Annotated in this window: 22 protein-coding genes; 10 read left to right on the top strand and 12 right to left on the bottom strand. The window is 72.5% G+C overall.

The window, feature by feature from the left end:
• Window positions 1–447: 447 nt before the first annotated feature.
• Window positions 448–1,509, top strand: a complete 1,062-nt coding sequence (locus D7318_RS28160; RefSeq protein ID WP_329604602.1) for an IS630 family transposase — start codon at window positions 448–450, stop codon at window positions 1,507–1,509.
• Between the two features lie 37 nt (window positions 1,510–1,546).
• Here the strand turns inward: D7318_RS28160 and D7318_RS28165 are convergent, their stop codons facing one another.
• Window positions 1,547–1,882, bottom strand: a complete 336-nt coding sequence (locus D7318_RS28165; RefSeq protein WP_120700058.1) for a hypothetical protein — start codon at window positions 1,880–1,882, stop codon at window positions 1,547–1,549.
• Between the two features lie 99 nt (window positions 1,883–1,981).
• Entirely contained in the window at window positions 1,982–3,103 is a 1,122-nt protein-coding gene (locus tag D7318_RS28170) for a sensor histidine kinase (protein ID WP_120700059.1), read from the bottom strand.
• Between the two features lie 278 nt (window positions 3,104–3,381).
• On the opposite strand from D7318_RS28170, the gene D7318_RS28175 reads away from it, so the two are divergent.
• Genes D7318_RS28175 through D7318_RS28190 form a run of 4 tightly spaced genes read left to right on the top strand, consistent with a single transcriptional unit; the run spans window position 3,382 to window position 8,133 of the window.
• Entirely contained in the window at window positions 3,382–4,863 is a 1,482-nt protein-coding gene (locus D7318_RS28175) for a GntP family permease (RefSeq protein ID WP_120700060.1), read from the top strand.
• A complete protein-coding gene (locus D7318_RS28180) occupies window positions 4,860–6,254 on the top strand; it encodes a four-carbon acid sugar kinase family protein (RefSeq protein ID WP_120700061.1) in 1,395 nt (464 codons plus the stop codon). The genes D7318_RS28175 and D7318_RS28180 overlap by 4 nt, the downstream gene beginning before the upstream one ends.
• A complete protein-coding gene (pdxA, locus tag D7318_RS28185; protein WP_120700062.1) occupies window positions 6,251–7,306 on the top strand; it encodes a 4-hydroxythreonine-4-phosphate dehydrogenase PdxA in 1,056 nt (351 codons plus the stop codon). Before D7318_RS28180 ends, pdxA begins: the two co-directional genes overlap by 4 nt.
• The gene (locus tag D7318_RS28190) at window positions 7,303–8,133 is read left to right on the top strand and encodes a DeoR/GlpR family DNA-binding transcription regulator (protein WP_120700063.1); all 831 of its coding nucleotides are present in this window, start codon (window positions 7,303–7,305) and stop codon (window positions 8,131–8,133) included. The genes pdxA and D7318_RS28190 overlap by 4 nt, the downstream gene beginning before the upstream one ends.
• Here the strand turns inward: D7318_RS28190 and D7318_RS28195 are convergent.
• The 9 genes from D7318_RS28195 to D7318_RS28235 all read right to left on the bottom strand — a co-directional run bounded on the left by D7318_RS28195 (window position 8,108) and on the right by D7318_RS28235 (window position 19,040).
• Entirely contained in the window at window positions 8,108–8,338 is a 231-nt protein-coding gene (locus D7318_RS28195; RefSeq protein ID WP_230424158.1) for a DUF397 domain-containing protein, read from the bottom strand. The two genes, D7318_RS28190 and D7318_RS28195, sit on opposite strands and share 26 nt — an antisense overlap.
• Complete coding sequence (locus D7318_RS28200; RefSeq protein ID WP_183091518.1) at window positions 8,335–9,000, bottom strand: DUF5753 domain-containing protein; 666 nt, start codon at window positions 8,998–9,000, stop codon at window positions 8,335–8,337. Before D7318_RS28200 ends, D7318_RS28195 begins: the two co-directional genes overlap by 4 nt.
• Window positions 9,001–9,126: 126 nt before the next feature.
• Entirely contained in the window at window positions 9,127–10,632 is a 1,506-nt protein-coding gene (locus D7318_RS28205; RefSeq protein ID WP_120700064.1) for a glucoamylase family protein, read from the bottom strand.
• A 72-nt stretch (window positions 10,633–10,704) separates the two neighbouring features.
• The gene (locus tag D7318_RS28210) at window positions 10,705–12,582 is read right to left on the bottom strand and encodes a GH39 family glycosyl hydrolase (protein WP_230424159.1); all 1,878 of its coding nucleotides are present in this window, start codon (window positions 12,580–12,582) and stop codon (window positions 10,705–10,707) included.
• 79 nt (window positions 12,583–12,661) lie between these two features.
• Complete coding sequence (locus tag D7318_RS28215) at window positions 12,662–13,498, bottom strand: carbohydrate ABC transporter permease (protein WP_120700066.1); 837 nt, start codon at window positions 13,496–13,498, stop codon at window positions 12,662–12,664.
• Window positions 13,495–14,454 carry a carbohydrate ABC transporter permease gene (locus D7318_RS28220; RefSeq protein WP_120700097.1) on the bottom strand — a complete coding sequence of 320 codons (960 nt, stop codon included), beginning with the start codon at window positions 14,452–14,454 and terminating at the stop codon, window positions 13,495–13,497. Before D7318_RS28220 ends, D7318_RS28215 begins: the two co-directional genes overlap by 4 nt.
• Before the next feature lie 36 nt (window positions 14,455–14,490).
• Window positions 14,491–15,732: a sugar ABC transporter substrate-binding protein gene (locus D7318_RS28225; RefSeq protein ID WP_120700067.1), complete on the bottom strand. Its 1,242-nt coding sequence runs from the start codon at window positions 15,730–15,732 to the stop codon at window positions 14,491–14,493.
• 884 nt (window positions 15,733–16,616) lie between these two features.
• Window positions 16,617–17,687, bottom strand: a complete 1,071-nt coding sequence (locus D7318_RS28230; RefSeq protein WP_120700068.1) for a LacI family DNA-binding transcriptional regulator — start codon at window positions 17,685–17,687, stop codon at window positions 16,617–16,619.
• A gap of 63 nt (window positions 17,688–17,750) precedes the next feature.
• Window positions 17,751–19,040, bottom strand: a complete 1,290-nt coding sequence (locus D7318_RS28235; protein WP_120700069.1) for an MFS transporter — start codon at window positions 19,038–19,040, stop codon at window positions 17,751–17,753.
• Window positions 19,041–19,309: 269 nt separating this feature from the next.
• Between D7318_RS28235 and D7318_RS28240 the strand changes: the two genes are divergently transcribed.
• Window positions 19,310–19,513, top strand: a complete 204-nt coding sequence (locus D7318_RS28240; RefSeq protein WP_120700070.1) for a cold-shock protein — start codon at window positions 19,310–19,312, stop codon at window positions 19,511–19,513.
• A 74-nt stretch (window positions 19,514–19,587) separates the two neighbouring features.
• On the top strand, window positions 19,588–21,036 hold the full coding sequence (locus D7318_RS28245) for a DEAD/DEAH box helicase (protein ID WP_408055546.1): 1,449 nt from the start codon (window positions 19,588–19,590) through the stop codon (window positions 21,034–21,036).
• A 256-nt stretch (window positions 21,037–21,292) separates the two neighbouring features.
• Here D7318_RS28245 and D7318_RS28250 read toward each other — a convergent pair whose 3' ends face one another.
• On the bottom strand, window positions 21,293–22,072 hold the full coding sequence (locus D7318_RS28250) for an FHA domain-containing protein (protein WP_120700072.1): 780 nt from the start codon (window positions 22,070–22,072) through the stop codon (window positions 21,293–21,295).
• A 161-nt stretch (window positions 22,073–22,233) separates the two neighbouring features.
• On the opposite strand from D7318_RS28250, the gene D7318_RS28255 reads away from it, so the two are divergent.
• The 3 genes from D7318_RS28255 to dgoD all read left to right on the top strand — a co-directional run bounded on the left by D7318_RS28255 (window position 22,234) and on the right by dgoD (window position 25,366).
• The gene (locus D7318_RS28255; protein ID WP_120700073.1) at window positions 22,234–23,322 is read left to right on the top strand and encodes an RNA-guided endonuclease InsQ/TnpB family protein; all 1,089 of its coding nucleotides are present in this window, start codon (window positions 22,234–22,236) and stop codon (window positions 23,320–23,322) included.
• 173 nt (window positions 23,323–23,495) lie between these two features.
• Window positions 23,496–24,221, top strand: coding sequence for a FadR/GntR family transcriptional regulator (locus D7318_RS28260; RefSeq protein WP_120700074.1), 726 nt, complete (start codon window positions 23,496–23,498; stop codon window positions 24,219–24,221).
• Entirely contained in the window at window positions 24,218–25,366 is a 1,149-nt protein-coding gene (gene dgoD, locus D7318_RS28265; protein ID WP_120700075.1) for a galactonate dehydratase, read from the top strand. Before D7318_RS28260 ends, dgoD begins: the two co-directional genes overlap by 4 nt.
• Window positions 25,367–25,379: the final 13 nt, after the last annotated feature.

Here is a 25,379-nt window from a genome sequence, read left to right on the forward strand (position 1 = left end):
CTTGGCCGCGGGGCGCTTGTGGCGGGCTCGGCCGTGTGTGGTCTGTCGCTCGGGTCCTCGTGGACGAGGCCACGTCGTTCGGCGTCCCCCGTCGACCGGGGCGCCGGATCGTGGCTCATGCGGTGGGTGCACCGTCCGGATGAAGTCCGGGGTGGGTGCACCTCCCCACGATGTTCGGGGCGGGGGTACTTCCCCGGATGATGTCTGGGGTGGGGGTACCTCCCGGACGAAGTCTGGGGTGGGGGTACCTCCCGGACGAAGTCTGGGGGACCCTCGCGGTGCCCCGGTCGGCAGACCCATGGGGCGAACGCGCCGCCTGAGCGCCTGACGCGACGTGCCGTGTGGGGCGTTCGGCCTGCCTAGGTGCTCTGACCGGATAGGTTCGCCGGGTTGGCGGTTGGGGCGGTTTGATGGGCGGTGACGTCTGTTCCGACCGTTGGAGGTGTGGTGGCCGAGCCTGTGCGGGTGCGCAGACTGACCGATCAGGAGGGGCAGAAGCTGCAGCAGATCGTGCGCCGGGGCAGTACCAGCCCGGTGCGGTACCGGCGGGCGATGATGCTGCTGGCGTCCGCCGGCGGGAACCGTGTCCCGGTGATCGCGAAGCTGGTGCAGGCCGATGAGGACACCGTCCGGGACGTGATCCACCGGTTCAACGAGATCGGCCTGGCTTGCCTGGACCCTCAGTGGGCGGGAGGCCGTCCCCGCCTGCTCGGTCGTGACGACGAGGACTTCGTCGTCCAGACGGCCATCACCCGCCCGACCAGGCTCGGCCGGCCCTTCACCCGTTGGTCGATCCGCAAGCTCGCCGCCTACCTGCGCCGCGGCATCACCTTCCAGCGCACCAAGACCTGGAAGGAGTCACCCGATCCCGATCGCGACGCCAAGCTCGCCCACATCGAGCAGGTGCTGGAACGCTTCCCGGAACGGGTCTTCGCCTTCGACGAGTTCGGGCCCCTGGGGATCCGGCCGACCGCAGGTTCTTGCTGGGCGAAGCAAGGCAAACCCGACCGGCTACCGGCGACCTACCGCCGCGCCCATGGCGTCACCTACTTCCACGGTTGCTACTCCGTCGGTGACGACCGGTTGTGGGGCGTCAACCACCGCCGCAAGGGCGCCGCCGACAGCCTGGCCGCGTTGAAGTCGATCCGTGCCGCCCGGCCCGACGGCGCCCCGATCTACATCATCCTGGACAACCTCTCCGCCCACACCGGAGCGGACATCCGCCGCTGGGCGAAGAGACACAAGGTCGAGCTGTGCTTCACCCCGACCTACGCCTCCTGGGCCGACCCGATCGAGGCACACTTCGGTCCACTGCGGCAGTTCACCCTGGCCAACTCCAACCACCGCAGTCACCCCGCACGGACCCGGGCCCTGCATGGCTGTCCACGCTGGCGCAACGCCAACGCCCGCCACCCGAACGTGCTCGCCGCACAACGCAAGGAACGCGCCCGCATCCGCAGCGAGAAAGGCATCCGACGGGGCGGACGCCCCCTCACACCAGTAGCCTGACCAACCCCGTGACGCGGTAGGCGCGGCAAACCGTCTCTCAGCCTTCTCGAGGTTCGACTGGGCCAGCTGTCCGGGCGCCTGAATCCTTGCGTGCCGAGAGCAGAAACAGGACCGCGGCGGCGGCGGTGAAGCCCAAGCCGACGTACATGCAGACCATGATCGTCTCGAATGAGGCGTCGGCGATCCGGGGGATGCCGTTGACGAGCGTGAGGGCGTAGATACACAGAATGCCGTAGGCGCGAAACCGCATGCCGGCCTGTCGCTTGCGCATCCACGGCGGTGTCCACCCCGCCAGAATCGCCACCGGCATCGGCAGCATGAGCGCCGTGGACACTGCCAGCACTATCCAGTGGTACAGCGGATTGCCGTTCACCCCGCCCCCTCCGTATGCGATCACCACCCTACGGAAGGCTGGCGAGGCCCGTCCACGCCGAACACCGCGAGCTTCCGGCGAACCTATCCGGTCAGAGCACTAGGCGGAAGCGGGCCAGGGGAGCCAGGCCGTGAGGCGGAAGTCCTCGCGGGTCAGGGTGTGTTCGAGTCGGCCGCCCGCGAGCCCCGTGCGCTCGCGCAGGCCGATCAGGCCCATGCCCGCGCCGGGGACGGCCTGTTCGGGGGCCGCGCCGGGGGCGGGGTTGTGGATCTCCACGGTCAGCCCGTCGCCCGGGCCCCCGCTCACCGTGACCGTGACCGGCTCGTCGGGCGCGTGCTTGCGGGCGTTGGTCAGGCCCTCCTGCACCACGCGGTACGCCGTCCGCCCCGCGAGCGGCGGCGCGGCGGCCGGGTCGGCGACGTTCTGGCGCAGCGCGACCCGCATGCCCGCCGTGCGGGACTCGCGCGCCAGCCGCTCCAGATCGGTCAGCACCGGCTGCGGCTGGCCGACCGCGTCGCCGTCCGCGCGCAGCACGTCGATGATCTCCCGCAGGTCCTCGAGGGCCTGGTGCGCGCTGTCCCTGATCACGCCCGCCGCCCGCTGGACCTCGGCGGGCGGCGCCCCCGGGTTGAACTCCAGCGCGCCCGCGTGCACGCTCAGCAGCGACAGACGGTGCGCCAGCACGTCGTGCATCTCCCGCGCGATGTCCTCCCTCGCCTGCCGCCGCCCCTCGACCGCCGCCCGTTCGGCCCGGTCCCGCAGCGACGCGATCAACTGCCGCCGCGAGCGCACGAACAGGCCCCACCCGATCGCCCCGGCGACCAGCGCGAAGAACACCAGCGCCGAGCTGGTCCTCGGGTCCGCCGGGTCGGGGCGCTGGACCAGGAAGAACGGCAGCGGCGCGAGCACGACCGCGGCCACCCACGCCGTCGTCCGCGGCGGGCGGTGCGTCGCCACCGTGAACAGCGCGACAAGTGTCGCGCCCGTCACGAAGTGCGACCGCGTCCCGGCCACCAGCAGCACCAGCGCGAGGATCACGGGCCAGCGGCGGCGCAGGAAGACGGACAGGCAGGCGACCGCGCCCGTCGCCTGGTCCACGAGCAGCCAGCCGTCCGACAGGTCCCTGCCACGCAGCACCGCGTCCGCGCTGAGCACGGAGAAGCCGACGGCGAAAAGGAAGGCGCAGACGTCGGTGGTCAGGGCGCGGGCGGTGCGGGCCATGCCCACGAATGTACGGCGCCTCGCACCCCGTGTGACCGGCGGCGGAGCGGATCGCGACCTTGGAACGACAGCGCGCGCCGGGGTCGCCGACTTTGGTAGCGGCGCCTCGAAGTCGCGCGATTCGCGCAATTAAGTGCTGCACACTGCTTGTTCCGCGCAACTCCCGCCCGGCATCATGGCGCCCGTTCATCGTCTTTTCATGTCCCGACTCATGTCCCCACTCATGTCTCGACACGTCTCATCACCCCCGTTTCGTCACGCAGGACCGGAGGATCAGCGTGGATCTTCAGCTACTTGCGGCTCTCGTCCTCGGCATAGCGACGATCGTCGTGGTCGTGCTGCGCACCCGCCTCGACGCGTTCATAGCCCTGCTCCTCGCGGCGTTGGTCACCGGCTTCGTCGCGGGCGCCCCCGCCGCCGATTTGGTCGACCACATCGCGACCGGGTTCGGCGACACCATGCGCTCGATCGGCATCGTCATCGGCCTCGGCGTCGGCATCGGCAAGATCCTCGAGGTGTCGGGCGCCGCCGACGCGCTCGCCAGGACGTTCGTCCGCGCGTTCGGCAAGGGGCGCGAGGCGTGGGCCATGGCGGGCTCGGGCGCCGTCGTCTCCGTCCCGGTCTTCTGTGACTCGGGCTATGTGATCATGAACCCGCTCGCGCGCTCCATCGCCCGCCGCAAGGGCGCGGGTTATGTGACCCTCGCGCTCGCCCTCGGCTGTGGCATGACCCTGACGCACCACCTCGTCCCGCCCACCCCAGGACCGCTCGGTGTGGCCGGTATCCTCGGCGTGGACCTCGGTGGGCTGCTGGTGGCCGGTCTCGCGTACTCCGTGCTGCTGCTCCCGATCGTGGTGATCTACGCGCGCTGGATGGGACCCCGCCTGGAGGCACATGTGTCGCCCGAGGTCAGGGCCCAGGTCTACGGCGAGGTCACCGTCCCAGCGGGCGGCGGCTCCGCCCCGGCCGACGCCCCCGCGGCCGAGAGCGCCGAGAGCCCCGCCGCGAGCCCCTCCGAGAGCCCCGCCGCCGCGCTCGGCGAGCCGCCCGAGGGCCAACGCCCGCACCGCGTCTCCGCGTTCCTCGCGTTCCTGCCCCTCCTGGTGCCGCTGCTGCTGATCGTCGCCAACACCGCCGCGACCGCCATCGACCAGGAACGGCAGGGCGCGCTCGGCGGCGATGACTACGAGCCGTCCCGCGTCGCCGAGCTGCTCAGCTTCGTCGGCGACCCGATCGTCGCGCTCCTGGTCGGCATCGTCCTCGCCGTCTACCTGCTGCTGCCCCGCTGGACCCCGCGCCGCGCGGTCAGCGGCTGGCTGGCCGAGGCCGCGTCGTCGGCCGGGCTGATCATCCTCATCACGGGCGCGGGCGGCGCGTTCGGCGCGGTGCTGCGCGCCACGGGCGTCGGCGACGAGCTCGCCGAGGCGATCTCCTCATGGAACCTGCCCGCCGTCCTGGTGCCCTTCCTCATCGCCAGCCTGGTGCGCGTCGCCCAGGGCTCGGGCACGGTCGCCATGATCACCGCCGCGTCCGTCACCGCGCCGCTGCTCGACGGGCTCGGCCTGTCCGCGCTGATGGCCGGACTCGCCTGCTGCGCGGGCTCGATGGTGCTGAGCTACTTCAACGACTCCTACTTCTGGGTCGTCACGCGCTTCACCGGCCTCGACGGCACCGCCGCCATCCGCGGCTGGTCGGGCATCACCACCGCCGTGTGGCTTGGCTCGCTGCCGCTCCTGCTGGTCGGGAGCCTGTTCCTGTGAGCCGGTCGAACGCCCCCCGCGCCGCCCGCACCTCGGGCGTCCTCGTCGTCGCCGACGACCTGACGGGCGCCAACGCCACCGCCGCGGGGTTCGCGCGGGCCGGGCTGCGGGCGGTCACCGCGGGCCCAGGGTGCGACGCGGACGCGCTGGCGGCGTTCGGCGCGCGGTTCGACGCGGTCGTCGTGTGCACCGACAGCAGACACGCCCCGCCCGCCGACGCCGCCACGCATGTCACCGACGCCATCCGCACCGGCTGGCCCGCGTCCCTCGTCTGCAACCGGATCGACTCCACCCTGCGTGGCAACGTCGGCGCCACCACGGCCGCCGCCCTGCGCGCCGTGCGCGACCTCTCAGGGCGCCGGGCCGTCGCGCTGTGCGCCCCCGCGCACCCCGGCGCGCGGCGGCACACCGTGCAGGGCAGCCAACTCCTCGACGGCGTCCGCCTCGAGGAGACCGAGCTGGCCGACGACCCGCGTTCGCCCGTCCCCACGTCCGACATCGCCGCCCTGCTCGCCGCCCAGGCCCCGCACCTGGCCACCGCGGGGCTGCCGCTCTCCGCCGTCACCGGCGACCCCGACGCGCTGCGCGACCTGATCGCCACGCTGCTCGCCGACGGCGTCGACGTGCTGATCGCCGACGCCCTCACGACCGACCACCTGCGCCGTTCCGCCGCCGCCGCCGTCGCCGCGGGGGACGCCCTGACCGGATCGGGCGGCGAGGGGCCCGTCTGGCTCTCCGTCGACCCGGGGCCCGCCTCGGTCGCCCTCGCCGGGGCGCTCGGCCTGGCGCGCGCCCCCGGCGGCGCGCCCCTGCTCGCCGTCTCCGGATCCACCACCCGCCTCACGCGCGACCAGCTCGCGCGCCTCGCCGCCGAGCGGCCCGTGCGCACCGTCCGCCCGGTGCCCGCGGGGCCAGGGCCGCTGCCCGACCCGGCGGCCACCGCGGCCGCCCTGACCCGCGCGCTCGCCGAGGCGGGCCCCGGCGAAACGGTGCTGCTCGCCACCGTCATCGACGGCTCCGACGTCGTCGAGCTGGCCCCCGCCGACGCCGCCAGGCTGCCCGCCGCCCTGGCCGCCACCGTGCGCCACGCGCTCGAACGGCACCGCGTGGACGGCCTGTTCGCCACCGGCGGCGACATGGCCGCCGCCCTGCTGCGCGCACTCGACGTCGCCGGGCTCGCCGTCGAGGAGGAGCTGGTGCCGCTCGCCGTCGCCGGTACCGCCGTCGGCGGGCCATGGGCGGGGCTGCCCCTGGTCACCAAGGGCGGCCTCGTCGGCGACCCCGCCACCACCGTCGCCTGCCTCGACCACCTCGCGCGGATGGCCACCGCCGCCCACCGCCGGGTCCCCGCAGCGCAAGCAATCCGCGACACCCCAGGGAGGAACGCATGACCCGCCCCGTCCTTGCCCTCACCCTCGGCGACCCCGCCGGGATCGGCCCCGAGATCACCGCCCGCACCCTGGCCGCCGTCGCCGGGGAGGACGGGCACCACGGCGTGGCCGTCGGCGACGCCGAGGCGCTGCGCCGCGGAGCCAGGGCGGCGGGCGTGGACGCCGAGGTGCGCGTTCTCGGCGACTTCACCGCCGAGCCCGCGGGCCCGGGCACGATCGACATCGTCGACACCGGCGAACTCGGCCGCGACCTCCCCGACTTCGGCACCGTCGACGCCCGCGGCGGCCGCGCCGCCGTCACCGCCATCGAGGTCGCCACCCGGGCCGCGCTCGACGGCGCGGTCGCGGGCGTGGTCACCGGGCCGATCAACAAGGAGGCGATCTGGCAGGCGGGTTCGAAGCACCTCGGGCACACCGAGATGCTGGGTGAGCTGACCGGGGTCACCCGCCAGGACACGATGTTCGTCGTCCGCAACACCGCCGTCGAGGGCCACCAGCTGCGAATCTTCTTCACCACGCGGCATGTGTCGCTGCGCAGGGCGCTCGACCTCATCACCCGGGAGAACGTGGCGCGTTCCATCCGCGACGCCGCCACCGCCCTGCGTGTCTTCGGTACCCCCGCCCCGCGCCTTGCCGTCGCCGCGCTCAACCCCCACGGCGGCGAGAACGGCGCGTTCGGCGACGAGGAGATCCAGCACATCGGCCCGGCCTGCGAGGACGCGCGCGCCGAAGGGCTCGACGTCACCGGGCCCGTGCCCGCCGACTCGGTCTTCCACCAGGGCCTCACAGGGCGTTTCGACGGCGTGCTCTCCCACTTCCACGACCAGGGCCACATCCCCGCCAAGACCTACGACTTCGACGGCACGATCTCCGTCACCGTCGGCCTGCCGATCCTGCGCACCTCCGTGGACCACGGCACAGCGTTCGACATCGCGGGCACCGGGCGCGCCGACCACGGAACGATGCTGTCGGCCTACCGCGCCGCCGTCGACCACGTCCCGTCGGTGCCGCTCATCCGCCGCACCTACGCGCCCTCGGGGGACGCGCGTTGACGTCGGTCAGGCGGTCCACCAGGGAGCGGCACGACGCGCTGCTGCGGCTGCTGCGCGACGGGGTGACCCGCGTCGAGGAGCTGGCCGAGGCGCTCGGCGTCTCGCCGTCCACCGTCCGGCGCGACCTGGGGCGGCTCTCGGGCGACCGCAAGATCGCACGGACCTACGGCGGGGCCGTGGTGCCCGAGGCGTTCACCGAGCGGCCCGTGGGGGAGAGCGCGCTGCTGCGACGCGCGGCCAAGGCCGACATCGCCGCGGCGGCACGGGAGTTGCTGCCCGCCTCAGGGGCGGTGTTCGTCGACGCGGGAACGACGTGTGCCGCCCTGGCCCGGCACCTGGCCGACACCCGGGGCACCGGCCCCGTGGTGACCCGGGGTCTTGAGACGGCCATGGCCCTGGCCGGGGCGGTGGACCGCGACGTGGTGATCCTGGGCGGACTGATCCGCCCGCTGAGCCATGGGCTGGTCGGGCCGCTGACCGAACTGGCCCTGGAACGACTGTCGTTCGAGGTGGCGTTCCTCGGTGCCGACGCCGTGGACCCGGCCCGTGGCATCGGCGAGCCGACGCTCGAGGAGACGGCCGTGAAGGAGCGGATCGCCGCGCGGGCCCGGCGCGTCGTGGTGCTCGCCGACTCCACCAAGCTGCTGCTCCCCGACGCCCCCGCCTGGACCCGTTTCGCCGGTGAATGGACCCTGATCACCGACGCGGAGGCCCCCCTCGACCTCGACCCCCGCTGCGCGGCGGAGGGCGTCACCCTGGTCCGCGCCCGGGCGGGGGGCGCGGACCAGTTGGCTCACGGCGTCAGCGGCCCGGGAGGCCGTCGATGAAGTAGGCCCAACTCGTCGGTGAGACCAGGAGGGCCGGGCCGTTGGCCCTCTTGGAGTCGCGGACGGCGACGGCACGGTGGTCGGTGTGGGTCAAGTCGGCCGTCTCGACGCAGTTGTTGCCTGATCCAGTGCTGTACGAGGACTTGTACCAGTCGGCAGCGTCGGCGAGTTCGGAGGCCAGGAGTGGGCGGGTGTCGTGGGTCAATCCGTGATCTCTCGCGATAGTCGTTGCAGGAGCTTCGGGGTGTCCTCGGGCGGCAGTGACGACGCCACCATGGCGCTGAACTTCCGCGTGAACTGCGCGACCTCCTGAGGTGTGTCGGAGACCGACGAAGCGCCCCACGCGTTGTCGACCTGGACGGTCGTCGGCAGCGGGTCATCGAGGTACAGGATGCTGAAGTTGTGCACCTGGAGGTACCCCCGCACGGACTGCGGGAGCACCTGCACGGTCACATGGTCCAGCATGGCAAGCCTAGTGATTTCCTCATACTGCTCGCGCATGATTTCGTCGCCGCCGACGATGTAGCGAAGGGCTGGCTCGTAGAGGATCACCCAGAGCCTCAGCGGGTCGTCCTCGTCAAGGAGGGACTCCTTGCGCTTCATCCTGAGTTGGACGCCGTTCTCGATGAAGGCGTTCGTCGTGTCGTCTATGGGCTTGGCGATCTCGTAGAGGGCCCGCGCGTACGCCTCGGTCTGGAGCAGGCCCAGGACGAGGCACGGGTGGAAAGCCTGGATCGACCGGGCGGCGGACTCGATGCCGACGAACCGTGGCATCCCCGACGACATGGATCCCTTGTACTGCGTCCACCACTCCCGGCTCGACGCCTCGCGTTGGATGGCGAGCAGTCGATCCACCTCGTCGTCCACCGCCCCGTACCGGGCGAGCAGCTCGCGCAGATCCCCGGCGTTGCGGAGATCTTGAAGCCCCGTCTCGACTCGGTAGACGCCGAACTCCGGCCATGAGTGCGGAACCCGCGGGTCATTCCGTCCCGCTCACGCGATGCCGAAGTCCTCACGCGCCAGCACGGGACGCAGCCTGCGCGCGAACCGCCCGGTGCGGAACGGCCGTTGGAGCAGCCCGGGGCGGAGCACCTGTGCCAGCGCCGCCGCCGTCATGCCCTGGTCGAGCGACAGCATCGCGTCGCTGACCCGCCCCGTGCGGACATTCACGGAGTCGCGGAATCCCATGCCCTCCTCATAGAGGTCGAAGTCGCGCGCGAGCCGCCGCAGATTCTCGAACGCGTCCCGCGCCCCGAACGGCAGGGCGAGGAACGACGCGTGCGGCGTCGCCACCCCGTTGGTCCACGCCGAAGGATCCGGCAGCTCCTCGCCATGGGGCACATAGGTGCGGTCGGTGTTGGAGCAGTACCCGGTCGGCGACATGCCGAGCCACTGCACGCCGTACTCCTGATAGCCGCCCTCGGGCACGTTGCACGGCGAGAACCCCCAGTACCCGTACTCCGCGTCGAGCAGCCCGTGGTCGCGGTGACCGAGCACGACACGCCGGTGGTTGAGCCGCCACGACCGCGGCGACCACTCCGCGTCCGGCACGAACAGCGGCGGCATCAGCGCCTCGAACATCGAACCGCCCCAGCCCGGCACGACCTTGCGGCCCCGGTAGACATAGTGACCGCGGAACGTCCGCACCCCGTCCACCGTCACCCACTCACCCGTCGGCGGCATCTCCTGCTCCACGCCAGGGGCCTGGGTGCGCATCATGTGCCAGTAGTGGTCGCTCGGTACGGTGCCGTCGCCGATCCCCAGATAACTGGCGATGCGCGTCTCGGAGTTGAGCGCGCCATAGAACGAAGGCGCGAGCCTTCCCTCCGCCACCTGGAAGCCCGTGTGCATGTGCCCGGGGCGCGCCACCGGCTCTTCGGGGTCGAACGGCGCGTAGAAGAAGGACCAGTCAACGCCCGCCCGCAGCGCCCTGATCCGGTCCCTCAGCGCCGGGTCGGCCGGGTCCGCCGCGTCCTCGGCGATCCGCAGGCCCACGTCGAGCCAGCCGTTGTCCACCGTGGACAGCAGGTGCGCCACCGGGTCGCCCGACCCCGGCCACTCGTCCAGCACCTCGCCCGTGAACGTGTTGTACCAGTTGAACCAGAACCCATGCAGCCGCTCCATCCGCTCGATGGTCGCCACGGTGGCCGACAGGCGCCGCAGCATCTCCTCCTCCCCGATCACCCCGAGCCCGGCGGCGGCCACCGTGGACCACAGCCAGCAGCCGATGTTGGTCACCGAGGTGTTCTCCGACCGCGTCGGCCGCTCGCCCGAGAGCGTCAGGGCGTCACAGGGCAGCCCGCTGTCGGCCACCATGGCCTCGAGCGAGCGGTAGGTGTCCGCGAACCAGCCGCGCAGCTGATCCTCAACACCCCGCCCGGCAGGGCGCGTTGCCACCCCGCCCGGTCTCGCGGCGGAAGACGCGGACGCGGGCGGTGCGGCCAGGGCGACGGCGCCCGACGTGGCGGCCGAGACGGTCAGAAAGGTGCGGCGTTTCATCGTGCGGCTCCCAAGAGGACGAAGGGACGAAGGACTTCGGTGCGGGTGGCGCGACAGGTGCGAACGGGCGCCTCAGGACAGGCGCGTGAACGTGAGCGAACGGATCCCCGGCATCGGCAGGTCGACCGGCACGATGACGGAGCCGTCCGACTCCGCCACCACGGCGGGCAGCCGCTCGGACGTCAACTCGTCGGCGGCGCGCAGCTTTTCCCACTGCTCACCGTCCGGCCACTCACCGCCGTCCAGGTCCCGCCACACCGCGTGGATGTCGCCGTGCCCCCGGTCCACGCGCCGGGAGGTGACGGCGTACCGCGCGCCGGGGGCCAGGCCCGAGACCACCACGTCGGCGATCCGGTCGAGCGCCCTGGCGCCCTCGATCTTGGACTGGTCGAGCGTGCCGTTCCACACCAGCGCCTCGACCGTCGCGCCATCGGGGGACCGGGTGGCCAACGCCTCCACCAGGGCGTCGGCGCCGTCCCCGCCGACCAGGGCCGGGATGCGCCCGCCCACCCCGGCGAGCCGGGTGAGCAGCGCGAGCGCCCAGAAGCGCGGCTTGCGCAGATTCCCCACGGTCAGCAGCCCGAAGCCGCCGTGGAACAGCCGGGGCGGCCAGCCCAGCTCCTCGAAGTGGTCGGAGGCCACCCAGTAGGCCAGCGCGTCCGTCGATGAAAGGGCCGCCTTCATACCGCGCAGCACAAAGGGCGCCGCGAACGCCGAGTCGTTGACCCGGTGGAAGTGGGTCGGCGTCACCCCCCACTCGGTCCACAGGATCTCCGGCTCGGCCCGCCCCGTGGCCTCGGCGAACGACCGCGTCTGCGGCCTGAAGTCGAGCGGCGCGTTGCCATAGGTGTGGGTCGAGACGAAGTCGATCGGCACGTCGAACGCCCGGCAGTGCTCGAGCAGCGGACCCACCCAGCCCGCGGCCGCCGACGCGGGGCCGCCCACCCTGATCCGCTCGTCCACGCCCTTGACCGCCCGCGCCGCCACCTCGTAGAGCCGGTGGTAGTCGGCCTGCGTCCCGGTCCAGAAGACCTCGAGGTTGGCCTCGTTCCACACCTCGAACTCCCACTCCGCCACCTCCTCCGCGCCATACCGCTCGCGCAGGTGGACGGTCACCGCCCGGCACAGCTCGCCCCAGCGCTCCCAGTCCGCGGGCACCGAGTTGATCGCCCCATATTGGAACACCGTCGAGCCAGGCTCCGCGGCCAGCTCACGCGGCATGAACGACAGCTCCACCACCGGCCTGAGCCCCAGCGCGAGCAGCCGGTCATACGTCACGTCGAGGCCGCCGAAGTCGAACGAGCCGTCCTCGCGCACCCGCACGTTCTCCGGCAGGAACGTGCCATGCGCCCGCACCGTGCGCACCCCGATCTCCTCGCGCACGATGCGCAGCGCCTCGGCGTACTCGGCGGCGACATCCGCGCCCCCGGGGCCCTCGCCGTCCCACCTCAGCAGCGAGAAGTGCTCGGCGCCGATCATCCGCCGCCAGACATCGGGGAGTTGGGCGGGATCGGCCGCCGCGTCCACCGCCACCCGCAGCCTCGGCGGCCCGCCAACCGGCTCCCCGGCCCGCCCGCTCACGGGCTCGGCCGACGGCTCGCCCGCGCCCCCGTCGGTCCATGTGGTGACCCGGTACCAGTAGGTGCGGCCCGGCTCGGTCATGGTGTCGGCGTACGGCGGATACGGCACCGCGAGGACATCGCCGCCCAGGTGGTCGAGCGGCTCGAACGGGCCCTCGCGCGAGTCGGAGCGCAGCACCAGGTAGCCCAGCGCCTCGGGCACCGGGTCCCAGCTCAGCAGCACATGCCCCACGCCGCCGCGCGCGACCACCCCGACCGGCGCGGGCAGCGAGGCCGTTCCGGCCAGCGGGGTGTCGCTGGGCCGCCCGATGCGCCGCTCCCAGTCGAGGCGTGCGGCGTGGGATTCCGTGGTCCTGGGGTCAACGGTCATGGGCTCAACCTCTCGGTGAATGCGCATACATGAGGCGCGTGGGACGGCGGGGGGACGGGGGACAGGCGGGGTCGGCGCGCTACTTGAGCCCCGCGGTGGCGATGCCCTGGGTGAAGTACCGCTGGAGCGCGATGAACACGCCGAGCACCGGGAGCACCACGAGCAACGCCCCGGCCATCAGCATGCCGTTGGAGCCCGACGACGAGGTCGGGTCGATGGCGAACGTCGCGATGGCCACGGGGAGCGTGTACTTGTCGGGGTCGTTGGTGATGACCAGCGGCCACAGGAAGTTGTTCCACGAGCCGAGGAACGTGAAGATCGCCAACGTCGCCAACGCGGGCTTGAGGAGCGGCATCACGATCCGCCAGAAGATGAACCACTCGCTCGCGCCGTCGATCCGCGCCGCCTCGAGCAGCTCGTCGGGGATCGACAGCATGAACTGCCGCATCAGGAACACCCCGAACGCCCCCGCGAGGAACGGAAGGATCAGCCCCGCGTAGGAGTTGAGCATCTCCATCCGGCTGATCAGCACGAACTGCGGCAGGAGCAGCAGGTTCGCGGGCACCATCAGCCCGGCCAGCACCAGCCCGAACAGCGGCCTGCGCCCGAAGAATCGGAGCTTGGCCAGCGCGTAGCCGAACATCGAGCAGAACAGCAGGTTCCCCGCGGTCACAAACGTCGCGACCACCACCGAGTTCAAGAAGTACTGCGGCAGGTCGAGCACCGTGAACAGGTCGCGGAAGTGCTCGAGCGTCCACGTCATCGGCAGCCACACGGGCGGCCGCGCGGCCAGGTCCTCGGTCGTCTTGAACGCGGACAGCGCCATCCACAGGAAGGGCGCCGTCATCAGCAGCAACCCGAGCGAGAGCAGCCCGTGGGTGGCGCTCCGGCGAACGGTCTCGGCGCGGCGGCTCATCGTGTCTTGTCCCTCAGGAGGCGGAGCTGGAGCAGGGTGACGGCCATGATGATCGTCAGCAGGACATACGCCATGGCGCTCGCGTAGCCCATGTGGAAGAAGTCGAAGCCCTCCTTGTACATCAGCAGCGACACGGTCAGCGTGCTGTCGGCGGGCCCCCCGTCGGTCATCACGAACGGCTCCTCGAAGACGTTGAGATAGCCGATGGTCGTGATGACCGTGACATAGAGCAGGGTCGGCCGCAGCAGCGGCACGGTGATCCGGCGGAACTCCTGGAACGGGCCCGCGCCGTCCATCCGCGCCGCCTCGCGCACCTCGGTGGGGATCGACTGGAGCCCGGCCAGGAAGATCACCATCCCCATGCCGAGGTTCCGCCAGATCGCCATGGCGATCAGCGACGGCATCGCCAGCGCCTGCGAGCCGAGGAAGTCCGGTGAGGTGACGCCGACTTCGGACAGCACCCCGGAGATCAGCCCGTCATAGGGGTCGAGGACGAAGCGCCACACCACCGCGACGGCGACGATCGTCGTCACCACGGGCGCGTAGAAGCCCACCCGGAAGAAGGTGCGCAGCCTGCCCACGCCGCGGTTGAGCAGCACCGCCACCACGAGCCCGGCAAGCACGGTCAGCGGGACCCCCACGCCGACGAAGTACAGGGTGTTGCCCAGGGCCGTGCGGAACTCGTCGTCCCGGGCCAACTCCCGGTAGTTCTCCAGGCCGATGAACTCCGCGCCCATCGGGTCGGTGATGTCCCGCAGCCCGAAGTCGGTGAAGCTCATCAGCAGCGTGGCCACGATCGGCATCGCCATGAAGGTGGCGAACAGGATCAGATACGGCGAGGAGAACAGCCAACCCGCGAGGTGCTTCCTGGTCAGCCGCCCGCGCGCGGCGCCGGGGCGGTGGCCGGGCGGGGGCGTGGCCAGGCCGCCTGGGGCATGGGACTCGGTCGTCGTCATGGTCGTGGTGGGGGCGCTCGTCATCCGTCCGCGCCCTCAGCCCACGATGTCCTCGGCGGCGGACTGGAGTTCGGACGCCGCCTCCTCCGGGGTGGCGTTCCCGTTGCTCACGCTCTCCATCGCGCCCGATATCTCCTCGGCGAGCTCCTCCCAAGCGGGCAGCGCGGGCACGGCCTGCGAGGTCTCCAACGCCCCGCGCATCACCCGCAGTTCGTCGCTGTCCGCCAACTCGCCGCCGTCCCACGCGGCTTGGTTGGCGGGCAGGCTGCTTGACTCCTCGTACCAGAGCCGCTGCTGCTCGGGCGACGTCAGGTGCTCGATGAGCGCCGCGGCGGCCTCCTTGCGCGGACTGTCCGACGAGATCACCAGGTTGGCCCCGCCGATGAACGACGTCGACGACTCGTCCGCGGGCACGGGGGCCACCGCCCAGCCGTCCAGGTCGGGGAAGCCGTCGGCGATGTTGCGCACCATCCAGGGGCCCGAGACGAACATCCCCACGTCGCCGTTGCCGAAGTCGGGGATCACGTCATAGCCGGGCTGCACGCTGTCGTTGGCCAGGCCCTCCTCGAAGTACCGGGCGAACTCCGTGAGCGTCTCGACCATTTCGGGGGAGCCGAGCGTCGGATTCCCCTCGTCGTCGAGGAGTTGACCGCCCGCCGAGTAGTACATCGGCAGCAGCGTCTGCCACGCGCCCGTGCCGCCCGGCTGCACCGAGGCGCCCCACCGCACGCCCTCCTCCCGGTAGGCCGCGGCCAGCTCGCGCATCGCCGCCCAGTCGGCGGGCGGCTCGGTGATCCCGGCCTGCTCGGCGAGGTCGGTGCGGTAGTAGAGCACCCGCGTGTCGACATACCAGGGAACGCCGTACGCCTCGCCGTCCACCTCGGCGCTCTCCCAGGCGGCGGGGAAGAAGTCGTCGGCCGCGAACCGCTCGGTGTCCACCGGGTCGAGCACGCCGAGCTCCACGAACTCGCCCATCATCGTGGTGCCCATCTGCATCACATCGGGCAGCTCGCCCGCGGCCGAGGCGGCGACCATCTTCTGGTGCACGTTCTCCCAGCTGACGGGCGTCACCTCGACGGTGACGTTGCCCTGCTCGGCCGCGTAGGTGTCGGTGATCGCGCCGAGTCGCTGCGCCTCCTCGCCCATCGCCCAGACGGTCAGGGTCTGTTCCTCCTCGGCCCCGACCTGCTCCTCGGCCCCGTCCCCGCACGCGGACAGCGCCATGGACCCCGCCAACACGACAGCGAGAGCACCGGATTGCCTGACGGTGAGCTTCATCGGTCACTCCTCCAGCATCAAGACGCGCCTCTGTAAGCGCATACATCACCCTGCGCCAGGTATGGCTGGCCCTCAAGTCCTCGAAAGGTTGCGTTTCGGTAACGGGGTGTGCGGCCGCGCCGCGTTGACCGGGCGGCGGCTCATGGCTGGACGTCCTCCCGTTCGCCGTCCGCCGACCGCTGCTTTCGGGGTGGGTGCGGGTCAGAGCTTGGCACCTACGGGGGAGGGGGCGTCGGGTGACCGGCCGTCCCGGTAACCGGTCGGTCTCGTCGTCGGCCGGGACCGTTCGCCAAACGGGCGCAGGCGGATACGGCTTTGAAAGTGGCCGACCTCTGCGTGGGCGGCTGAGGTGGCGCGCACCCTTCGGGCCTGCCCTGGCCGCCGCTCTCGTCGTTCACCGCGCGCACGTTGAGCTCAGGTAGCGGGCCGGTCCTTATCCGCCGCTTACCCGGGGTCGGGGTCTCTTCTGAAACGCGGCACGTTCTGTTCAACACAAAGTGTGCGCCGTTTCAAAAGACCACCCGCCCCGGCATAAGCCGCAGATAAACACCGGCGCGCTACATAAGCTCATCGTGCGCCAGGATTGAAAACGCTTCGGGCGGCCAGGGCAGGCCCGAAGGGTGCGCGCCACCGCAACCGACCACCGGCCAGGCGGCCGTCAACGAGGGAGGCGGCCGCGCCCGTTCGGCGTACGGTCCCGGCCAACCAAACGGAGACCGTTTACCGAGACGGCCGCACACCCGACGCCCCCTCCCCCGTAGGTGCAAGCCCTGACCCGCACCCACCACGAAAGCAGAGACCCGGCAGACGGCGAACGGGAGGACGTCCAGCCCGTAGCCGCCGCCCCCGAACCGCACAGCGCGGAAGCCAGCGCAGCGAGGAACTCACCGATCCGCACACCCACAACTCGCCCGACGCGTCAACGTGGTCGCCAGCACGCGCGCCTCGGGCGGGCGGTCGTGGTCGGCCAGGCGGGCCAGCAGCAGGGCGACCGCCTGCTCGCCGAGCTGCCCCATCGGCTGCCGCACGGTCGTGAGCGTCGGGGTGACGAGCCGCCCCAGCGGGATGCCGTCGAAGCCGGTCACCGCGATGTCGTCCGGCGCGCGCAGCCCCCGTTCACCGAGCGCGTGCAGGCCGCCCACGGCCATCTGGTCGTTGGCGAACACCAACGCCTGGGGCCGCGGGCTCAGCCGGTCGAGCAGGGCCTGGGCCGCCAACCGCCCGCCCGCCTGCGTCAGATCGGACCGGGCGTCGGGCCGGTCGGGCAGCGGCAGGCCCGCGGCCAGGTGCGCCGCCTGGTACCCGCGGAACCGCGCCTCGCCGTCGGGCGAGTCCTCGGGGCCGCCCACGAACGCGAGGCGGCGCAGCCCATGGTCCTTGATCAGATGCCGGGTGAGCGCCAACTGCCCGTCGAAATTGGCGACTTCGACATGGTCCCTGGCCCGGTCGGGGGGGTTGGCCAGCATGACGACGGGCAGCCGCCGCGCCACCACGTCCAGCTCGTCCTCGGGCACCGTCTGGGCGAGCACCGCGAGGCCGTCCACCCGCCCGGCCATGTCCGAGACCGACTGCCCTGGACCGCCCGCCACCGACGCGGCGATCAGCAGGGCATAGCCGTGCCGCCTGGCGGCGCGTTCCATGCCCCGTATCACCTCGTCCACGTAGAGCATCAGCTCCGCGTCGTCGGCGTCCGGCGCGCCCTCCGCCTCCGTGTCGTGGAAGTCGGGGAAGCAGAGCCCGAGCACCCCCGTCGTCCGGCTGGCGAGCCCCCGCGCGCTGCCGCTCGGCACATAGCCCAGCTCCCTGGCGACGGCGAGGACTCTCTCGCGCGTCTCGACCCGCACGGTGGCGGGGCTGCGATAGACGCGGGAGACGGTGGCGATCGAGACCCCGGCGTGCTCGGCCACGTCGTAAACCGTCGGCGTGCTCCTCAACCGTCCTCCCAGGTGCCCCATGAAAGCGCATTCATCCTAGGAGTCACCCAAGGATCGCGACAAGCCTGTCGCTCCGCGCACCGATCACGCGCCCCCGGCGGTCCGCTCCGGCGCCGCAGCCGCATGGAGCACAGGATCCCGCACGAGCCCGTCCCCCGATTCGGGACCCCGGTGCCCGCGCAGGGGCGCGTGGGCGAGCGCGGCCAGCGCGGCGACGGTCAGTATCGCGGCGCTCGCCCCCAACGCGGCGGTCGGCCCCGCCCCTTGGGCGAGCCCGCCGAGGACGTTGTTCATCAGCAGCAGCGCCCCGCTCTGCACCAGGGCCATCAGCGCCTGGAGCCGTGACAGGTGCGTGTCGGGCGCCGACGCCAGGACGAGGGGCGCGAGGTGGGCCGCGAACAGGCCGTTCCCCAGCCCCACCAGCAGCGCCGCGCCCCCGGCGGCGACGGGGGACGAGCCCGCGAGCGCCAGGGCCCCGGCGCCGCAGCCCGCGACCAGCAGGCCGAGCGCCGCGGCAAGACCGGGCCTCCTGGCCCCGCCCCGGCGCGCCACCCAGCCCGCCGAGCACACGATCCCCAGGCTCTGCGCCCCCACCACCAGGCCCGCCGTCCCCGCCTCCCAGCCCCGGTCCCGCGCGAGCAACGGCACGAGGAGCGAGACCACGGGCAGCAGCGCGCCGGCCGCGCACGCCGTCAGCGCCAGCGCGGCCCGCAGCACCGGGTCGCGCCACGCCACCCGCACGCCGTCCCCCGCGTCCCGCAGCACCCCGGACGAGCCCGGCGCGCGCGGCTCGGCCCGCGTCGGCCGTATCGCCATCAGCGCGCCCAGCATGAACGCGAAGGTCACCGCGTCGAAGGCGGCCGCCGCGCCGAGCCCGCCCGCCGCCACGAGCAGCCCGCCGAGCGCGCCCCCCGCCATCGTCACCAGCTGCGCCCCGGTCTGCCGCAGCGCGAGCGCCTTCGGCAGCAGCTCGGTGCCCACCAGGCGGCGCGGCATGGACCCGGACGCGGGCAGGTAGAACGCGTCGACGACGCCTATCAGCAGGCCCGTCGCGACGAGCAGCCACAGCGGTGCCCCGACCCGCCACACCATCAGGCACAGCGAAAGCGCCACCGCGATCATCGCCACATCGCCCGCGATCATCACCCGCCGCGCCCCGAGCCTGTCCCCGAGCGCCCCGCCCACCAGCAGCAGGGCCGTGCGGGGCAGGGTGATCGACGTCAGGACAAGACCCGCCGCCGCGCCCCCGTGGGCGGCGGCGGCCCACCCCAACGCGAAGTAGAGCACCGCGTCCCCCAGCAGGGACCCCAGCGCCCCGCCCAGCCACACCCGGTACGCCCGGGGCAGCCGTCGCACTCCACTCGCGCCTGTCATGGTCGGTGACCCTAACGGGCCCCACTGACAACGGCCCGTGAGCGGCCGCCCGGCCGCCGCGACCGCCACCCGCGACGCGGACCTCGACCCTCTGTGCTAGCGTGGAGCGCGTTGCAGTTTTGGTACCCATGGATTCTTGTGTGCGCCTGACGGTAGTGACCGACAGGCGCATTTGTATTTCCACCGGCCATTTCCGGATGGGGTCATTTCGGTAACGACGGAATGGGCGACCGCCGATTCCGGTTTCTGTCCCGTCAAAGGAGAAAATCATGGCCAGTGGCACCGTCAAGTGGTTCAACTCGGAAAAGGGCTTCGGCTTCATCCAGCAGGATGGCGGCGGCCCCGATGTCTTCGCCCACTACTCGAACATCGCCGCCCAGGGCTTCCGTGAGCTCCAGGAGGGCCAGCGGGTGACGTTCGACATCACCCAGGGCCAGCGCGGCCCCCAGGCCGAGAACATCGTCTCCGCCTGAACCACGCGGCCGAAGGGCCCGGCCCCCCGCCCCCCGGTGGGCGGGGGGCCGGGCCCGCGCCCACCCACGTCGGGATCTCCGGCGCAGCTCAGAGGAAGGCACCGCCCGTGACCCGTCAGGCCCGCTCGGAGCCGCGTCGTCGGCGCGCACCACGCGCAGAAAGCGGTGGCGACATTCGCCTGCGCCCCAGCACCACCCCCGTTCTCCCCGCGGTGCACACCTTTGCCGCGATCGGCCTTCCGACGGCGTTGACGGCCGAGTTGACGCATCAGGGGATCACCGTTCCCTTTCCCGTCCAGGCGGCCGCGATCCCCAACGCGCTCGCCGGGCGCGACATACTCGGCCGCGGCCGGACCGGCTCGGGCAAGACGCTCGCCTTCGGGCTTCCGCTGCTGGCGAACACCGCGGGCAGCCGCGCGGAGTCCCGTTCGCCGCTCGCCCTGGTCCTCGTGCCGACCCGAGAGCTCGCCCAGCAGGTCACCGAGGCGCTGCGCCCCTACGCCAGGGCCGTGCGCCTGAGGGTCGCCACCGTCGTCGGCGGCCTCGCGATCAGCCGCCAGGGCCAGGCCCTGCGCGACGGCGCCGAGATCGTGGTCGCCACCCCGGGCCGCCTCAACGACCTGGTGGAACGCGGGGACTGCCGCCTCGACCACGTGCGCATCGCCGTTCTCGACGAGGCGGACCAGATGTCCGACATGGGCTTTCTCCCCCAGGTCACGCGGCTGCTCCGGCATGTCCCGGCGGACGGCCAGCGGATGCTGTTCTCGGCGACGCTCGACCGCGATGTCGAGCGGTTGACCAGGCAGTTCCTCAACGACCCCGTGCTTCACTCCGTCGATCCCCCCGCCGGCGCCGTCAGCACCCTGGAGCACCATGTGCTCCATGTGACCGAGGACGACAAGCCCTCGCTCGTCCTGCGGGTGGCCGCCCGCAAGGGGCGCGTGATCATGTTCCTGGGCACCAAGCACGCCGCGAACCGGCTGGCCAAGCGGCTCCTCGCGAGCGGCGTCAGGGCCGCGGCCCTGCACGGCGGCAAGTCGCAGCCGCAGCGCACCCGGACGCTCGAGGCGTTCAAGTCGGGCGACATCACCGTGCTGGTCGCCACGAACGTCGCCGCGCGCGGCATCCACGTCGACGACGTCGACCTGGTCGTCAACGTCGATCCCCCCGCCGACCACAAGGACTATCTGCACCGCGGCGGCCGCACCGCGCGGGCGGGCAGCTCGGGCCGCGTCGTCACGCTGGTCCTGCCGGGCCAGCGCGGCGCGATGACGCGGCAGCTCAAGGACGCGGGCATCAGCGCGCACACGGCGGCCGTGCGCCCCGACGACGCCGAGCTGGTCCGCATCACCGGCGCCCGCACGCCATCGGGCGTCCCGGTCACGCTCCCCGTCGCGGCGGCCCCCGCCGCGTCGAGCCCCGCGGTGCAGCCGTCGAGGCAACGGCCCCGCGCCTCCCGCCCGCGCGGCCAGGGGAAGCGCCGCGCCACGGCGGCGACGGGCCGCCGCTCCGGCCGCGCCTGACGCCGCACACGACCGCCGCGTCGCCCGTGGCGGTTCCGCGTGGCGACGGCCCGATGGGCGCCGTTCCGCTCGTGCTGCTCCCGTGTGCGCCGGGGGCGGCACTTCCGCGGGCCCGCGGGCGGCTTGGCCTCCGCCGCGGGCGTGGGCCGCGCGCACATCTCCAGGCCGTACCGCTCCTCGGTCGGCTTCTCAAGCAACGCCCGTGGTACCAGCGTTTGTACGCTGCCGGAGCGCGACCCGGTGTCGCGCACCCGGCTCAGAACTCGTCCAACCCCCTGTCGAGCAGGTCGAGATCAGGGGGGACCAGGGTGGTGGACTCGACCAGGCCGCGCAGCAGGTTGTGCTTGAGGGTGTTGTCCGAGGCGCCGCGTGGGTCCTGTTCGCGCAGGTCGTAGGGGAAGTCGCCGCTGGCCTCGAGCGCGGTGCGGACCTTCTCGACGCGGTGTGCGATCTTGCTCTCGCCCCAGCTCTCCTCGGGGCACAGAAAGCTGAGTTGGGCCGCGGCCTGGCGGTAGGTCAACGGGCGGGGGTGCGGCTCGTACCGCAGGTACTCCTGGCCGAGCACCACCAGGATCAGCCGTTGGTCGTCGGCGAGCGACCAACGCTTGGGCGGCAGCGTCTCGATGCCTCGGCGCGACCCTGACCCGGCCGCGCCGTGGTCGGTCACATGCAGCTCCACCAGGTGCTCGCGGAAGCCCGAGCCCTTGACGAACACCGGCGTGTAGCCGGCCGCCAGCGGGATCGGCTCGGTGCTGACGTGCATCATCTGCCCGCGCGGCAGCCGCAGGAGCTGCTGTCCGGTGTTCCGCAGCCACCACTGGCCGCGCCGGTAGGCGAGCTCGCCGTGGCGGCGGCTGACGCGCGGATCGTCCTCGCCCACGCGCAGGTCGGCGTCGGGCCCGCCGCCGCGGCCGAAGCGGATGATCCGCCCCGCCTCGGGGCTGCCCGTCACCGTTCCGGCGAGGGAGCGGGCGTGGAGCGTCCCCGGGCGGGCGGGTGGGGCGCCATGGGCGAGGCTGCTGCGCGGTCTGTTCATCTGGACTTTCCTTCGTGGATACCCCGGTCTTCGGGCCGGGGAGGAAACGAGGCTCCTGCGGAGCGGGGCGGGGAAAGCCGGTTCGCCGTCGGGGCGGAGCGGCGTGCGCCGCTCACCGGCCGACACCCGCTACTCACAGGGGAGTTGATAGGTTGTGAGGTGTGGCGCGGCAGGTCAAGCGGGCGTTCAGGTACCGCTTCTACCCCACGGACGGGCAGGCGGCGGAGCTGTCGCCGACGTTCGGCTGTGTGCGCCTGGTGTACAACAAGGCGTTGGAGGAACGCACGCGCGCCTGGTACGGCGAGCAGCGTCGTGTCTCCTACGTGGAGTCGTCCGCCGCGCTGACGGAGTGGAAGAGGACCGGGGAGTTCGCCTTCCTGGGTGAGGTGTCCTGCGTCCCGCTCCAGCAGGCGTTGCGTCACCTTCAGACGGCGTTCGCCAGCTTCTTCGCCAGGCTGGCCGGGTACCCGCGCTACAAGTCGCGGAAGAGGTCGAGGGCGTCGGCCGAGTACACCCGGAGCGCCTTCGCATGGCGTGAGGGGGAGCTGACGCTGGCGAAGATGAGCGGGCCGCTGGACATCCGCTGGTCGCGTCCGCTGCCCGGGGGAGTGGAGCCGTCCACCGTGACTGTGTCCTGTGACGCGGCGGGTCGCTGGTTCGTGTCCCTGCTGTGCGGGGACACCGTTACCGAGGCTCCCGCCACGGGTGCGGCGGTCGGTGTCGACGCGGGCGTCACCTCGCTGGTGACCCTGTCCACCGGGGAGAAGATCGCCAATCCCCGGTACGAGCGGCGTGACCGTGTGCGCCTGGCGCGCGCGCAGCGGGAGTTGTCCCGTAAGGCGAAGGGCTCGAACAACCGCGAGGCCGTCCGCAACCTGCTGAGGAACGGCCGTCTCGCGCGCGCCGTCTCGGACGCGGCCTGGACGGAACTGCGTTCCACGCTGGAGTACAAGTGCGCCTGGTACGGGCGTGAACTCGTGGTGATCGACCGCTGGTTCCCCAGCTCCAGGCTGTGCGGGGCCTGCGGCACGGTCGCGGCGAGGATGCCGCTGAACGTCCGGACGTGGACGTGCGAGTGCGGCGCGGTGCACGACCGTGACGTGAACGCGGCACACACCATCCTGGCCGCCGGGCTGGCGGCAGCAGCCTGTGGAGACGGTGTAAGACCTCAACGGGAGTCCTCCCGGACACGGCGGTCGTCGATGAAACAGGAACCCCAGCGGGCGACCGCTGGAACCCCCCACCTCTAGGCGGGGGAGAAAGTCAACGCGGGCTGCCTCCATGAATGCGTGGGGGCATGATCCCGCACTCTGCGCCCTTGGGCACGGGACCCCTCCCGTCCCCGGGGATGACCGGAGCCCAGGGCCCGCGTTAATTCACAATAAATCTTGACGCCCGGGTCTCCCACGGGAAGGCTTGGGCCATGAGCTCCTACGCGCGCCGCGGAGTGCACGGCCAGACCGTCGAGGCCCTGGCCCGGCGCGTCGTCAGCGGTGCCGTCCCCGAGGGCGCGACCCTCGATCTCGTGGCGCTGCGGGACGAGTTGGGCGTGAGCCTCACCGTTCTGCGTGAGTCGCTCAAGGTCCTCGCCGCCAAGGGCATGGTGGACGCCAGGCAGAAGCGCGGCACGTTCATCCGCGCCCGCTCCCACTGGAACCTGCTGGATCCCGACGTGCTGCGCTGGCAGTTCGCCGCGGGTGTCGACGCCGAGCCCGGCACCGGGCTGCTGCGCGACCTGGGCGAGGTGCGGTCCATCATCGAGCCCGCCGCGGCGCGGCTCGCCGCCGAGCGGCGCGACGCCGCCGACCTGCGCGCCCTGGAGACGTCCCTGGCCGCGATGGCGGAGGCGGCCCCGCACGGCGACCCGGGGCCCGCCGTCGAGGCGGACCTCGCCTTCCACCGCGCGCTGCTCGCCGCGACGCGCAACGAGCTGCTCCGGCGCATGGAGATCGTCCTGTCGGCCGGGCTCGCCGAGCGCGACCAACTCGTCCACGGCTCCGCCCACTCGGGCGACCCGGTGCCCAGCCATCGGGCCGTCCTCGACGCGGTGGCCGCGGCGGACCCCGACGCCGCCGAGGCCGCCATGCGGACCCTGCTCGACCAGGCCGTCCGCGATCTCGACAACGCCCACAAGGAGCGGCACATATGAAGATCACCCGCATCGAGACATTCATGGTCCCGCCCCGCTGGCTCTTCTGCCGCGTGGAGACCGACGACGGCGTCGTCGGCTGGGGCGAGCCCGTGGTGGAGGGCAGGGCCGACGTCGTGCGCGCGGCCGTCGACGTGCTCGCCGAGTACCTGGTCGGCCAGGACCCGCTGCGCATCGAGGACCACTGGCAGATCATGACCAAGGCGGGCTTCTACCGCGGCGGCCCCGTGCTCTCGAGCGCCGTCGCTGGGCTCGACCAGGCGCTGTGGGACATCGCGGGCAAGGCGTACGGGGCGCCCGTGTACGCGCTGCTCGGCGGCCCGGTGCGGGACCGCGCCCGCGTCTACGCGTGGGTCGGCGGCGACGATCCGTCGCGGCTGGCCGACGAGGTGGCCGCGCAGCTGGCCGCGGGCTTCACGGCCGTCAAGATGAACGCGGCGGGCCGCGTCCCGCCGCACCCGAGCGCGGCGGACATCGCGGGCGTGGTGGGCCGGGTGGCCGCGGCGCGCGAGGTGCTCGGCCCCGAGCGGGATGTGGCGGTGGACTGCCACGGCCGGTTCAGCGCGGCGGGCTCGCGGCGCCTGGTGCACGAACTGGCGCCGCTGCACCCGCTGTTCGTCGAGGAGCCGCTGCTGCCCGACCAGGGCCACCTGCTGGCGGGGTTCACCGCGGCCGCGGGTCCCGTGCCGATCGCCACCGGCGAACGCCTGTTCAGCCGGGGGGAGTTCCTGCCCGCGCTCCAGGCGGGGATCGCCGTCGCCCAGCCCGACCTCTCCCACGCGGGCGGCATCTCGGAGGCGCGGCGGATCGCCTCGCTCGCCGAGACGTTCGGCGCCTCCCTCGCGCCGCACTGCCCCCTGGGCCCGTTGGCGCTCGCGGCCAGCCTCCAGGTCGACTTCGCCACGCCCAACTTCCTGATCCAGGAGCAGAGTCTGGGCATCCACTACAACAAGGAGGCCGATCTGCTCTCCCATGTGGTGGACATCGAGCCGTTCCGCTTCCAGGACGGCTACGCGGTCCGAACGGACCGCCCGGGCCTGGGAGTCGAGGTCGACGAGAAGGCCGTCCGCGCGGCCGACCGTTCGCCCCACGGCTGGCGCAACCCCGTCTGGCGCCACGCGGACGGCTCGTTCGCCGAGTGGTAGCCGCGCGCGTGGC

This window comes from Streptomyces radicis (assembly GCF_003626575.1).
Classification (GTDB): domain Bacteria; phylum Actinomycetota; class Actinomycetes; order Streptomycetales; family Streptomycetaceae; genus Streptomyces; species Streptomyces radicis.